At 56.1% G+C, this 12764-nt stretch carries 12 protein-coding genes and 1 rRNA gene; 6 read left to right on the top strand and 7 right to left on the bottom strand.

Features of this window, described 5'->3' with window-relative positions:
* Positions 1-59 precede the first annotated feature (59 nt).
* Positions 60-482 carry an OsmC family protein gene (locus KGD89_RS23015; RefSeq protein WP_025262078.1) on the top strand — a complete coding sequence of 141 codons (423 nt, stop codon included), beginning with the start codon at positions 60-62 and terminating at the stop codon, positions 480-482.
* 240 nt (positions 483-722) lie between these two features.
* Positions 723-1517 carry an adenosylmethionine decarboxylase gene (speD, locus tag KGD89_RS23010; protein WP_025262077.1) on the top strand — a complete coding sequence of 265 codons (795 nt, stop codon included), beginning with the start codon at positions 723-725 and terminating at the stop codon, positions 1515-1517.
* Between the two features lie 58 nt (positions 1518-1575).
* Here the strand turns inward: speD and coq7 are convergent, their stop codons facing one another.
* The 5 genes from coq7 to hemJ form a co-directional block, all read right to left on the bottom strand.
* Positions 1576-2223 (bottom strand): 2-polyprenyl-3-methyl-6-methoxy-1,4-benzoquinone monooxygenase, encoded by a 648-nt coding sequence (coq7, locus tag KGD89_RS23005; RefSeq protein ID WP_025262076.1) that lies wholly within the window; start codon positions 2221-2223, stop codon positions 1576-1578.
* A gap of 136 nt (positions 2224-2359) precedes the next feature.
* Positions 2360-2698, bottom strand: coding sequence for a histidine triad nucleotide-binding protein (locus tag KGD89_RS23000; protein ID WP_025262075.1), 339 nt, complete (start codon positions 2696-2698; stop codon positions 2360-2362).
* Positions 2699-2788: 90 nt separating this feature from the next.
* Positions 2789-3565 carry an SDR family NAD(P)-dependent oxidoreductase gene (locus tag KGD89_RS22995; protein ID WP_025262074.1) on the bottom strand — a complete coding sequence of 259 codons (777 nt, stop codon included), beginning with the start codon at positions 3563-3565 and terminating at the stop codon, positions 2789-2791.
* Between the two features lie 65 nt (positions 3566-3630).
* Positions 3631-4539: a DUF805 domain-containing protein gene (locus KGD89_RS22990; RefSeq protein WP_025262073.1), complete on the bottom strand. Its 909-nt coding sequence runs from the start codon at positions 4537-4539 to the stop codon at positions 3631-3633.
* Positions 4540-4615: 76 nt separating this feature from the next.
* A complete protein-coding gene (gene hemJ / locus KGD89_RS22985; protein ID WP_025262072.1) occupies positions 4616-5044 on the bottom strand; it encodes a protoporphyrinogen oxidase HemJ in 429 nt (142 codons plus the stop codon).
* A gap of 133 nt (positions 5045-5177) precedes the next feature.
* On the opposite strand from hemJ, the gene argC reads away from it, so the two are divergent.
* Together argC and erpA are read left to right on the top strand one after the other, a co-directional pair.
* Complete coding sequence (argC, locus tag KGD89_RS22980; RefSeq protein ID WP_025262071.1) at positions 5178-6212, top strand: N-acetyl-gamma-glutamyl-phosphate reductase; 1035 nt, start codon at positions 5178-5180, stop codon at positions 6210-6212.
* A gap of 151 nt (positions 6213-6363) precedes the next feature.
* The gene (gene erpA / locus KGD89_RS22975) at positions 6364-6714 is read left to right on the top strand and encodes an iron-sulfur cluster insertion protein ErpA (RefSeq protein ID WP_025262070.1); all 351 of its coding nucleotides are present in this window, start codon (positions 6364-6366) and stop codon (positions 6712-6714) included.
* A 57-nt stretch (positions 6715-6771) separates the two neighbouring features.
* Here the strand turns inward: erpA and KGD89_RS22970 are convergent, their stop codons facing one another.
* Complete coding sequence (locus KGD89_RS22970) at positions 6772-7866, bottom strand: anhydro-N-acetylmuramic acid kinase (protein ID WP_025262069.1); 1095 nt, start codon at positions 7864-7866, stop codon at positions 6772-6774.
* 3 nt (positions 7867-7869) lie between these two features.
* Positions 7870-9288: a peptidoglycan DD-metalloendopeptidase family protein gene (locus KGD89_RS22965; RefSeq protein WP_025262068.1), complete on the bottom strand. Its 1419-nt coding sequence runs from the start codon at positions 9286-9288 to the stop codon at positions 7870-7872.
* 202 nt (positions 9289-9490) lie between these two features.
* On the opposite strand from KGD89_RS22965, the gene tyrS reads away from it, so the two are divergent.
* Positions 9491-10690: a tyrosine--tRNA ligase gene (gene tyrS / locus KGD89_RS22960; RefSeq protein WP_025262067.1), complete on the top strand. Its 1200-nt coding sequence runs from the start codon at positions 9491-9493 to the stop codon at positions 10688-10690.
* Positions 10691-11204: 514 nt separating this feature from the next.
* A 16S ribosomal RNA gene (locus KGD89_RS22955) occupies positions 11205-12743 on the top strand.
* The last annotated feature ends 21 nt before the right edge of the window (positions 12744-12764 follow it).

Raw genomic sequence — 12764 nt, 5'->3', positions numbered from 1 at the left:
AGTGGATTCCCGGGCCTGTGCTAAGCTGGCCCCCCTTTTTTTAGCAGTGGAGTCTGGCGATGAAGGCACGCATCCAATGGGCTGGCGAAGCCATGTTCCTCGGCGAGTCCGGTAGCGGTCATGTAGTGGTAATGGACGGCCCGCCTGAAAGCGGCGGTCGCAATCTGGGCGTACGCCCGATGGAGATGGTGCTGATCGGTCTGGGCGGTTGCAGCAACTTCGACGTTGTCAGCATTCTCAAGAAGTCCCGTCAGCCAGTCGAAAGCTGCGAAGCCTTTCTTGAAGCCGAGCGTGCAAGCGAAGATCCCAAGGTTTTCACCAAGATCCACCTGCACTTTGTCGTCAAGGGCCGCGGCCTCAAAGAAGCACAGGTCAAGCGTGCCATCGAGCTTTCGGCCGAGAAGTATTGTTCAGCGTCGATCATGCTGGGTAATGCCGGTGTAGAGATCACCCACGACTATGAAATTGTCGAACTGGGCTGATCCAGACATCCAACGATCATAAAAACGGCGCACACTCTGGCAGACGGCTTCCGACGTCTGCATAATGCGCGACTTTTTCAGGCGCAGCATGCATTGGTTTTCTGCTGCTGCGCCAGAACAGACAACCAAAATCGCCAACGCGAAGAGGTGTTAACCGTCCTACGCAGCTGAGCGCCGCTCATCTGACGGGCATGCTTGATCACGCGGCTGGCGCCGCACACATATAGAGAGTTTTTAACGGTGAAAAGCAAACTCAAGCTCCACGGGTTCAATAACCTGACAAAGACCTTGAGCTTCAATATCTATGACATCTGCTATGCGGAAACCCCGCAAGACCAGCAGGCCTACGTCGAGTACATCAACAGTGTGTACGACGCTGAACGCCTGACGCGGATTCTGACCGATGTTGTCGATATCATTGGTGCCAATATCCTGAACATTGCCCGTCAGGATTACGATCCCCAGGGTGCCAGTGTGACCATTCTGATCTCCGAGCAACCGGTAACGCCTACCGAAAGCCAGATCGAAGAGTCGCCAGGCCCATTGCCGGAAACCATTCTGGCCCACCTGGACAAGAGCCACATCACGGTTCACACCTATCCGGAAATTCACCCGGTCGACGGGATCGCGACTTTCCGCGTGGACATCGATGTGTCGACCTGTGGCGTGATTTCACCGCTCAAAGCGCTGAACTACCTGATTCACAAGTTCGAGTCCGATATCGTGACGGTTGACTATCGCGTGCGTGGTTTCACCCGCGATGTAGAAGGCAAGAAGCACTTCATCGATCACGAGATCAACTCGATCCAGAACTACCTTTCCGAAGACACTCGCAACGGTTACCAGATGACCGACGTCAACGTGTATCAGGAAAACCTGTTCCACACCAAAATGCTGCTCAAGGAGTTTGAACTGGACAACTACCTGTTCGGCGACGCGACCAGCAACCTGTCCGCTGAACAGCGTGCACAGGTCACCGCCAAGGTGAAGCACGAAATGCTGGAAATCTTCTACGGCCGCAACGTGGCTGTCTGATTTCAGTGCAAACAAGAAAGGCGCCGATCAAGGCGCCTTTTTTGTGTGTGGCTGAAAGTCAGATCCGGTAAGTGCTCTTGGTCATGACCTTGGCCAGGATACTCATGCCGAACTTGACCGGAGCAGGGAAGCGGAAGCCGCCGGCGTCCAGCGCGGTTTCGGCGTGCTGTTCTTCGTCCACGCGCATCTGCTCCAGAATTGCCCGGGACTTTTCATCCTCGGCGGGTATCTGATGCAGGTGTTCGTTCAGGTGTTTGCAGACCTGATCTTCAGTTGCGGCCACGAAGCCCAGGCTGACCTTGTCGCTGATCAGACCAGCCGCAGCGCCAATGCCGAAGGACAAGCCATAGAACAGCGGATTGAGTACGCTGGTGTGGCTGCCCAGCTGATGAATGCGCTGTTCGCACCAGACCAGATGGTCGATTTCCTCTTCGGCGGCATGCTCCATAGCCTTGCGCACCTTGGGCAGCCTGGCGGTCAGGGCCTGACCCTGATACAGCGCCTGTGCGCAGACTTCGCCGGTGTGATTGATGCGCATCAGGCCCGCTACATGGCGGGTGTCCGCATCGTTCATCTTGTGTTCGGGGCGCAGGATGGCAGGCGAAGGCCGATGAGAATGCCCGCTGGAAGGCAGCAACGTGCGCATTGCACTGTCGGCCTGTAGCAGAAGACGATCAAGGGGAGAGTAGTGACGTTCGGTAGCCATGGGCACCTCCGGGTAGGTCCATGCTGGCCAGTTTACCCCAATCGGAGCGGCCAGGCTTGAGCTGGATCATCCTGTCGAACCCTTGAATAGAGCACTCGGCGGCCTCGACAGGATGCAAACCATTGAAAAAACAGACTCAGCCCGGCGGCCAGTTCATCTGGCGTTTGCCCAGAACATGCATGTGAATGTGATAAACGGTCTGTCCACCCAGCTCATTACAGTTCATGACGACGCGGAAACCCTCTTCGCAGCCCTGTTCCCTTGCCAGGCGTTGGGCCGTGAAAAGGATGTGGCCAGCCAGACCCTTATCTTCTTCGGTCAGGTCATTGAGGGTGCGAATGGGCTTTTTCGGGATGACCAGAAAATGTACGGGCGCCTGAGGGGCGATGTCGTGGAAGGCCAGTACCTGATCGTCTTCGTAGATGATATTGGCCGGGATTTCCCGGTTGATGATTCTGGTAAACAAAGTATCCACAGCCGTTTGCTCCTTTTGGGTGGATGGGCATGCCGGTCGACAGGCCGATACCAATGAGTTCGAGTTTACCGAGCGATAATTATTTGTCACTCAGCGCGGGCAGCAGGCCTTGTTGATATAGCCGCTGATTTGACGAACCAGCCAGCGCGACCCCAGTCGCGGGCTGAAGGCCCATAACCGGTTGCGCAGCCTGGGAATGATAACAGCCTTGTTTTTTGCCAGCGCGCGTACGGTATACAGTGCCACCTCTTCAGGGGTCATCATCTTCTCGTCGTTCACGTTGAGCTGAGCCGTACGAAAGAAAGGCGTGCGGGTCGGGCCAGGGCAAAGGACCGACACGTTTACTCCGTTTTTCTTGACCTCTTCGCGCAAGCCTTCGGAAAAGTGCAGCACGTAAGCCTTGCTTGCGTAATAAGTGCTCATCCATGGCCCGGGCTGGAAAGCTGCCACCGAGGCCACGTTGAGAATCTGCCCGCCGCCCTGCAGCGCCATCAGGTTGCCAACGGTATGGCACAGGCGAGTGAGGGCGAGGATATTCAGATCGATCAGGTCCTGCTCGGCAGCCCATTCCTGGGCCAGAAACGGGCCGCATGTTCCGATGCCTGCGCAGTTGACCAGCAGATCAATCTGATGGGCACCATCTTCCAGTTCCAGCAGGAAGCCCGAAAGACGCAGCGGCTCACCCAGATCGCACGCACGAAACAGCACTTCCACGCCAAAGCGTTGGGTCAGCTCGATGGCGATGCTTTCCAGGCGGTCGCGATGGCGGGCAACCAGCAGCAGATTGTGCCCGCGACGAGCCAGGGCTTCGGCCATGGCCAGGCCGATACCGCTGGAAGCGCCTGTGATCAGGGCGTAACGGGTCATGCAGTTCTCCATTGAACGTATTGCAACCGGCATTTCGGGTGCCGGCTCATCAGCAACGTATTTGCTTAAAGCCTTTGTCCGGACACCGATTGGGCGGGTTGAGCCTGATCGCTGTCTGAGTCGTCATCATAGGGCAGGGACTGTTCGTATTCGCTGGCCGTGGTTTCTAGTTCGTTCTTCACGGCATCAAGGCCCGTGCTCAGCACGATCGTGAAGACGAGACTGAGAAAGACAATCCATAGACAGGCCAGGATTTTCACGGCCTTCGAGTTGGGTGGCGCAGGTGGACCATATTTGTTGGGGCCTTTGGTGCCTGGTATGACCATCATCAGGAATGGAAAGATACCGCCTACGAAGGGCGCCAGGTTAAGCAGCAGAAGCCAGCCGCTCCAACCTGCATCGTGCAGGCGTTGGACGCCCATCTGCACGCTCAGAATAAAGAATGCAGCAACGGCCACCGTGCTCAACAGGCCGCCGCCCACCAGCGAAACGCTCATGACCGTAATACAGACACCCATTGTTGCGAGGCCTGCGAGTACCAATACCAGGCTCCAGGCCAGATAACGCAAGCGACCGATACGGCCTTCCACGCTGAACACCTTGAGCGACGAGTGTGCAGGCAGGTCGGGCGCGACGGTTGATGACTTGGGTGGCGCGTAGGGCGAGGGCGCTTGTGCGGGTTCTACAGGAGCGCGATAGGGTTTCGGTTCATCGATTTCGTCCAGGCTCAGGCTGATTGCAGGGTCGGGTTCTATACGTGCTTCGACGCCAGCGTCGTTGAGTGCCTGGATATATCTCTGGGCATCCGCCTGAGACAAACCGCGCTTGAGGGATACAGGATTGCCGTTGAACAGTCTCTCGACTGCCGAGGTTTCACTCTTGAACAACCGGGCCAGGTTGAGCTTTGCAGTTTCCAGCTCAACGCCATTACGCAATTGCCCTTCAAACATGATCTTGAAGTGGGTATCGGCCATCAAGGGCTTCCTTGTCTCGGTATAAGGGTGCAGCGCGGGCAGCCACCAGAAGCATGGCGTGGCTGCCCGATAGGGATCAGAACGGTTTGACGACTACCAGAATCACAATAGCCAGCAGTATCACTACAGGGACTTCATTGAACCAGCGATAAAACACATGGCTGCGGCCTTTCTCGCCACGGGCGAAGCGCTTTACCTGTGCGCCGCACATGTGGTGGTAACCGATCAGCAGGAAAACCAGCGTCAACTTCGCATGCATCCAGCCCTGGCTGAAATAGCCTGACGGACTGAAGCTGATCAGCCAGCCACCGAAAATCAGCGTGGCAATCATGGCAGGCCCCATGATGCCCCGGTACAGCTTGCGCTCCATCACGCTGAAGCGTTCCTTGCTGACAGTGTCTTCGCTCAGTGAGTGGTAGACGAACAGCCTTGGCAGATAGAACAGGCCTGCAAACCAGCAGACCATCGAAACGATGTGAAGCGCTTTGACCCATAAAAAGAGCATTTTCAGTTATCCCCAGGTTCACGGTGGACAAATAGTAGTGGGTTGTGCGGCCATACGTCACGTTGTCGGTTGTCGCAGAGGCCATAGGCTCATATCATCGACGGCTTTCCAGTTGTTTCGTTGAGGGCAGGTTATGGTCAAGGTCGGTATCGTCGGCGGCACGGGTTACACCGGGGTCGAGCTGCTGCGTCTGTTGGCACAGCATCCGCAAGCAGAAGTGGTCGTTATTACCTCTCGCTCGGAGGCCGGTCTTGCAGTAGCCGACATGTACCCCAACCTGCGAGGCCATTACGATGGTCTGGCTTTCAGCGTGCCGGACGTCAAGACCCTGGCCGCATGCGATGTCGTGTTCTTCGCTACGCCTCACGGTGTTGCCCATGCGCTGGCTGGCGAACTGCTGGCAGCCGGCACCCGGGTTATTGACCTCTCCGCGGACTTCCGTCTCCAGGATCCGGTTGAGTGGGCCAAGTGGTACGGCCAGCCACACGGCGCGCCTGAGTTGTTGAAGGATGCCGTATACGGTTTGCCTGAGGTCAATCGCGAGCAGATCAAGAATGCACGCTTGATCGCCGTGCCGGGTTGCTACCCAACCGCAACCCAGCTGGGCTTCCTGCCTTTGCTGGAAGCGGGCCTTGCGGATAACTCCCGCCTGATTGCCGACTGCAAATCAGGTGTCAGTGGTGCCGGTCGTGGTCTGAGCCTGGGTTCGCTGTACTCTGAGGCCAACGAAAGCTTCAAGGCTTATGCAGTCAAAGGGCATCGTCACCTGCCGGAAATCAGCCAGGGGCTGCGTCGTGCAGCGGGCGGCGATGTCGGCCTGACATTCGTGCCGCACCTGACGCCGATGATTCGCGGCATTCACTCCACGCTGTATGCAACCGTTGCCGACAAGTCGGTGGATTTGCAGGCTCTGTTCGAGAAGCGTTACGCCGATGAGCCGTTTGTCGATGTCATGCCTGCCGGCAGCCATCCCGAAACCCGCAGTGTGCGCGGCGCAAACGTCTGCCGTATTGCCGTGCATCGTCCGCAGGGCGGCGACCTTGTCGTCGTGCTGTCGGTTATCGACAATCTGGTCAAGGGCGCTTCGGGTCAGGCCGTACAGAACCTGAACATCATGTTCGGCCTGGACGAACGTGCCGGCCTGTCACACGCTGGCATGATGCCTTAAGTCTGGAGGCTACAAGCGGCACCCCACTTGCCGCTTGTAGCTTGCCCGCTTGCTACTGCTCTTCACTTCAATAGTTGACCAGTTTTCTAGGAGAAGCGGATAATGCCCGTCATTACGCATTATGACGGCTTAACGCCGGGAGATATCTGACATGAGCGTCGAATCCTTTACTCCTACAGCTCTGGAGTTCACCCCAGGAGCCGCGCACAAGGTGAAAACCCTGGTCGATGAAGAGGGCAATGATCGCCTGAAACTGCGGGTTTTCGTAACCGGCGGCGGTTGCTCCGGCTTCCAGTACGGCTTCACTTTCGATGAAGATGTGGCCGATGACGATACCGTCGTCGAGCGCGAAGGCGTCAGCCTGGTTGTCGATCCGATGAGCTTCCAGTATCTGGCGGGTGCTGAAGTGGATTACCAGGAAGGTCTGGAAGGTTCGCGTTTCGTGATCAAGAACCCGAACGCTTCGACCACCTGTGGTTGCGGTTCGTCGTTCTCGATCTGATCGCGCTCCATATGAAAACGCCGCGCATATGCGCGGCGTTTTTCATTGTGGCTTCGGTCAGGCGGGATAAATAGCGCCCAGAACCCGCAACCCTCTGGCTCCGGTCACGGTTGGCCGGTTGGCCGGTACGCTTTCCAGGCAGCAATGCGCCAGCCAGGCAAACGCCATGGCTTCGACCCAGTCCGGATCCACACCGAATTTTGCGGTGCTGCTGACTTTCGTCTCCGGCAACAGCGCTGCCAGCCTGTCCATCAGCGCCACGTTATGGGCACCGCCGCCGCACACCAGAAGCTCTGAAGTGCTTGATTGCGCCGCTTGCAGAGACTCTGTAATCGTCAAAGCCGTCAGCTCAAGCAGTGTCGCCTGTACGTTCTCCGGCGCGACGGTCGGCAACTGGAACAGGTGATGATGCAGCCAGCCGAGGTTGAAGACTTCACGGCCTGTGCTCTTCGGGCCTTTGGTCAGGAAGAACTGATCGCTCAGCAATCCCTTGAGCAGCCCTGGATCGACCTGGCCACTGGCAGCCCATGCGCCATCCTTGTCGAAGCTCTGATGACGCTGCGACTGAATCCATGCATCCAGCAGCACGTTGCCCGGTCCGCAATCGAAGCCGGAAACCGGACGGTCCGACTCGATGATGCTCAGGTTGCTGAAGCCACCGATGTTCAATACTGCACGGCGGTCCTTGTTGTCATCGAACAGCGCTTCATGGAACGCAGGCACCAATGGCGCGCCCTGGCCGCCTGCAGCGATATCGCGACGGCGGAAGTCGCTGACGACGGTAATTTCGGTCAGTTCGGCAAGCAGGGCAGGGTTGCCGATCTGGATGCTGAAGCCGCGTCCCGGCTCATGACGGATGGTCTGGCCGTGGCTGCCGATGGCACGTATCTGGCCAGCAACCATGTTCTGCTCTTGCAGCAGGGTGGCTATGCCTTGTGCTACCAGTTTCACCCACTTCTGCTCGGCAATGGCGGCGCGTGCCAATTCATCTGCGCCGCTGGAGCAAAGGCCGAGCAACTCGGTATACAGATCTTCCGGCATCGGAATGTAATGAGTTGCCAGAAGCCTTGGACGGTCATCCTGCTCCAATAGGGCGATATCTATCCCATCGAGGCTGCTGCCGGACATCACACCTATATAGAAGAAGGCCATGGATTACCTTTTATTAGAGGCCAGCGTAGTGGCCTTGTCATGGTCCATGCGCGCCATCAACGGTTGGCTTTGCTGCATGAACCGCTGTTTTTCGGATTTGGCGATCGGGTCCGCCATTGGAAGTTTCTGGCCCAGCGGATCGACGTGCACGCCATTGACCTGGAATTCATAGTGCAAGTGCGGGCCTGTCGACAAGCCGGTTGTTCCAATATAGCCGATCACCTGACCCTGCTTGACGCTGCCACCGGTTTGTACGCCTTTGGCGAAGCCTTGCATGTGCCCGTACAGCGTGCGGTAAGTCTCGCCGTGCTGAATGATGACGGTGTTGCCGTATCCGCCGCGACGTCCGGCCAGAAGCACTTTGCCGTCGCCGGTTGCCTTGATGGGCGTACCGCGTGGCGCTGCATAGTCGACGCCCTTGTGAGCGCGGATCTTGTTCAGGATCGGGTGCTTGCGGCCCATGGAAAACATCGAGCTGATACGTGCGAAGTCTACCGGCGTGCGGATAAAGGCCTTGCGCATGCTGTTGCCGTCAGCGGTGTAGTAATTGGTATTGCCTTGCTTGTTGGTATAGCGAATGGCGGTGTAGGTCTTGCCGCGGTTGGTGAAGCGCGCGGACAGGATGTTGCCGGTGCCTACGGTCTTGCCATTGATTACTTTCTGCTCATAAACCACATCGAATTCGTCGCCTTTGCGGATGTCCTGGGCGAAGTCGATGTCGTAGCCAAAGATATTGGCCATGTCCATGGTCATGCTGTGTGACAGGCCGGCACGCTGCGCCGACAAGGACAGCGAGCTGTTTATGACCGCGTGTGCATAAGTCTCACGCACGGTGGGTTGGCTGACTTCGCGGCTGAACGTGAATCCGGCATCCGTTTTCGAGAGGCTGATGGTTTCCAGTTCGCTGAGCTTGCTGTGCAGTTGCTTGAGCTGACCGTCGGGGGAGAGCTCGAACTGTAGAACCTGACCGTTCTGCAGTTTGCTGAACTGTTTGGCCTGTTTGTCGCTGGCCATGACTTCATGCACGGTCGTGGCCGGCAGGCCGACCTTTTCAAACAGCGTGGAAAGGGTATCGCCCTTGGAAACCACAACTTCCTTGTGGTTCGGGCTCTTCATGTCTGTAGTCGGGGTTGGCTGAGCAGAAGCGCTTTCCTGAGACTGATCTTCGCCGTTATCAACCTGGGCAAAGGGTGAAACAGTGCTATCAGGTGTGGCTTGAGTGGCTTGCTGAGCGTCTTGGTCTTGTGCGTTCTGATCTGTGGGGGCTTCCAGATCCAGAACCAGATTGGTTCGTTTTGCTTCAACTTCGCTGGAAGGGAATACCAGAAGTGCCAGGCTCAGCAGGGCGGCGATGCCGCTGGCAGCGAGCAGGTGACTCTTCGGATAAAGCGGGGGCGCTTTAGGCGGTGGTGTGTCGATCATAGGTAATTTGACTTTGAAAAAGGTGAAATGGAAAAGATGAATGACATGATGAAGATGAAATAACTGTATAAAATATAACCAAATCCAGCACGAAGCAACCCTGCTGACGTATCGGTATCCGATTCGTGGCTGTGTGCTGGGCAAAAACTTGTAATTGGGCTCTGATCTTGTATGGTTGGTTCCCTTTAAATTGGGGGCTGATATGAAGTCGGTTGAAGAGCAGCTTGCGCTTATAAAGCGTGGCGCGGATGAACTCCTGGTCGAGGCCGAACTGGTCGCCAAACTCAAGCGCGGTCAGCCGCTGCGTATCAAGGCAGGGTTCGATCCAACGGCACCTGACCTGCATCTGGGTCACACTGTCCTTATTAATAAGCTTCGTCAGTTTCAGGATCTGGGGCATCAGGTCATTTTCCTGATCGGTGACTTCACCGGGATGATCGGCGACCCGAGCGGCAAGAGCGCTACTCGTCCTCCGCTGACTCGCGAGCAGGTTCTGGATTACGCCGAGACTTACAAGGCTCAGGTTTTCAAGATCCTCGATCCGGCCAAGACCGAAGTCGCCTTCAACTCCACCTGGATGGACAAGCTGAGTCCGGCGGACTTCATTCGCCTGTCTTCTCAGTACACCGTTGCGCGGATGCTGGAGCGTGATGACTTCGACAAGCGCTATAAAGGCAGCCAGCCAATCGCGATCCATGAATTCCTGTACCCGCTGGTGCAAGGCTATGACTCGGTCGCGTTGCGTGCGGATGTCGAGCTTGGCGGTACCGACCAGAAATTCAACCTCCTGATGGGGCGTGAACTCCAGCGTGCCTATGGTCAGGAAGCGCAATGCATTCTGACCATGCCTTTGCTGGAAGGGCTGGACGGCGTCAAGAAGATGTCCAAGTCGCTGGGTAACTATGTAGGTATTCAGGAAGCGCCGGGTGTCATCTATAGCAAGCTGGTTTCCATTCCTGATGCCTTGATGTGGCGCTACTTCGAGTTGTTGAGCTTCCGCTCCATGGAAGAGATCAATGAACTCAAGGCGGCGTGCGAAGCGGGTGCCAATCCTCGCGACATCAAGATCAAGCTCGCTGAAGAGATCGTGGCTCGTTTCCATGGTGAAGAGGCGGCCGCTACTGCGCATCGCTCTGCCGGCAACCGCATGAAGGATGGCGAGCTGCCAGACGACTTGCCGGAAATCTCTGTCGGCGCTACTGAAGATATGCCGGTGGCCGCCGTCCTTAATAAGGCAGGCCTGGTGAAGAACTCTGCTGTCGCTCGTGATCTGCTGGCTTCCGGTGGTGTGCGTATAGATGGTGAGGTTGTTGATCGCAGCTTTGTCTTCAAGGTTGGGGCTACCCATGTTTGCCAGGCTGGCAAGAAGGCTTTTGGGCGTATTACCCTGGTTTTGGAATAAAAGTTAAATTAACGGTTGACGGGCGATTTAATGTCTCTATAATTCGCCCCACTTCCGGCGTAGACGGAACTGAAAAAGCCTTGTAAATCAATAGTTTGCAAGTGTTTAGCGGTTCTGGAGTCGAGTTGGAAGTGCTTCGATCGAGGTTGGATCGACAGCGGTGTGAGAAAGCGTTTGACACAGCCTTCGGGTCCTGTAGAATCCGCCTCCCGCTGACGAGCAACCTGAGGTTGATCGAAGCGAAAGTGGTTGAAGTTGCAAAGGAAACTTTGAAACTTGTTGAAATAACCGCTTGACAGATACAGAGGGCGCTGTAGAATGCGCGCCTCGGTTGAGACGAAAGGCTCAACCCACCGCTCTTTAACAACTGAATCAAGCAATTCGTGTGGGTGCTTGTGGTGTAAGACTGAAGTCAACAGATTATCAGCAACGCAAGTTACTCCGCGAGAAATCAAAGATGTAACCAACGATTGCTGAGCCAAGTTTAGGGTTTTCTCAAAACCCAACGATGTTTGAACTGAAGAGTTTGATCATGGCTCAGATTGAACGCTGGCGGCAGGCCTAACACATGCAAGTCGGGCGGCAGCACAGGTACTTGTACCGGGTGGCGAGCGGCGGACGGGTGAGTAATGCCTAGGAATCTGCCTGGTAGTGGGGGATAACGCTCGGAAACGGACGCTAATACCGCATACGTCCTACGGGAGAAAGCAGGGGACCTTCGGGCCTTGCGCTATCAGATGAGCCTAGGTCGGATTAGCTAGTTGGTGAGGTAAAGGCTCACCAAGGCGACGATCCGTAACTGGTCTGAGAGGATGATCAGTCACACTGGAACTGAGACACGGTCCAGACTCCTACGGGAGGCAGCAGTGGGGAATATTGGACAATGGGCGAAAGCCTGATCCAGCCATGCCGCGTGTGTGAAGAAGGTCTTCGGATTGTAAAGCACTTTAAGTTGGGAGGAAGGGTCGTTACCTAATACGTGACGATTTTGACGTTACCGACAGAATAAGCACCGGCTAACTCTGTGCCAGCAGCCGCGGTAATACAGAGGGTGCAAGCGTTAATCGGAATTACTGGGCGTAAAGCGCGCGTAGGTGGTTCGTTAAGTTGGATGTGAAATCCCCGGGCTCAACCTGGGAACTGCATCCAAAACTGGCGAGCTAGAGTAGGGCAGAGGGTGGTGGAATTTCCTGTGTAGCGGTGAAATGCGTAGATATAGGAAGGAACACCAGTGGCGAAGGCGACCACCTGGGCTCATACTGACACTGAGGTGCGAAAGCGTGGGGAGCAAACAGGATTAGATACCCTGGTAGTCCACGCCGTAAACGATGTCAACTAGCCGTTGGAATCCTTGAGATTTTAGTGGCGCAGCTAACGCATTAAGTTGACCGCCTGGGGAGTACGGCCGCAAGGTTAAAACTCAAATGAATTGACGGGGGCCCGCACAAGCGGTGGAGCATGTGGTTTAATTCGAAGCAACGCGAAGAACCTTACCAGGCCTTGACATCCAGTGAACTTACCAGAGATGGTTTGGTGCCTTCGGGAACACTGAGACAGGTGCTGCATGGCTGTCGTCAGCTCGTGTCGTGAGATGTTGGGTTAAGTCCCGTAACGAGCGCAACCCTTGTCCTTAGTTACCAGCACGTGATGGTGGGCACTCTAAGGAGACTGCCGGTGACAAACCGGAGGAAGGTGGGGATGACGTCAAGTCATCATGGCCCTTACGGCCTGGGCTACACACGTGCTACAATGGTCGGTACAGAGGGTTGCCAAGCCGCGAGGTGGAGCTAATCTCACAAAACCGATCGTAGTCCGGATCGCAGTCTGCAACTCGACTGCGTGAAGTCGGAATCGCTAGTAATCGCGAATCAGAATGTCGCGGTGAATACGTTCCCGGGCCTTGTACACACCGCCCGTCACACCATGGGAGTGGGTTGCACCAGAAGTAGCTAGTCTAACCTTCGGGGGGACGGTTACCACGGTGTGATTCATGACTGGGGTGAAGTCGTAACAAGGTAGCCGTAGGGGAACCTGCGGCTGGATCACCTCCTTAATCGACGACTCAGCTTTACCA

The sequence above is a fragment of the Pseudomonas cichorii genome, from assembly GCF_018343775.1.
Lineage (GTDB): Bacteria > Pseudomonadota > Gammaproteobacteria > Pseudomonadales > Pseudomonadaceae > Aquipseudomonas > Aquipseudomonas cichorii.
This window is presented reverse-complemented; position numbering and strand designations above follow the sequence as displayed.

Coding starts and splice junctions, on each gene's coding strand:
- KGD89_RS23015 (WP_025262078.1), top strand. CDS start 60: ATGAAGGCACGCATCCAATGGGCTGGCGAAGCCATGTTCCTCGGCGAG.
- coq7 (WP_025262076.1), bottom strand. CDS start 2,223: ATGGCTACCGAACGTCACTACTCTCCCCTTGATCGTCTTCTGCTACAG.
- KGD89_RS22995 (WP_025262074.1), bottom strand. CDS start 3,565: ATGACCCGTTACGCCCTGATCACAGGCGCTTCCAGCGGTATCGGCCTG.
- KGD89_RS22990 (WP_025262073.1), bottom strand. CDS start 4,539: ATGGCCGATACCCACTTCAAGATCATGTTTGAAGGGCAATTGCGTAAT.
- hemJ (WP_025262072.1), bottom strand. CDS start 5,044: ATGCTCTTTTTATGGGTCAAAGCGCTTCACATCGTTTCGATGGTCTGC.
- argC (WP_025262071.1), top strand. CDS start 5,178: ATGGTCAAGGTCGGTATCGTCGGCGGCACGGGTTACACCGGGGTCGAG.
- erpA (WP_025262070.1), top strand. CDS start 6,364: ATGAGCGTCGAATCCTTTACTCCTACAGCTCTGGAGTTCACCCCAGGA.
- KGD89_RS22970 (WP_025262069.1), bottom strand. CDS start 7,866: ATGGCCTTCTTCTATATAGGTGTGATGTCCGGCAGCAGCCTCGATGGG.
- KGD89_RS22965 (WP_025262068.1), bottom strand. CDS start 9,288: ATGATCGACACACCACCGCCTAAAGCGCCCCCGCTTTATCCGAAGAGT.
- tyrS (WP_025262067.1), top strand. CDS start 9,491: ATGAAGTCGGTTGAAGAGCAGCTTGCGCTTATAAAGCGTGGCGCGGAT.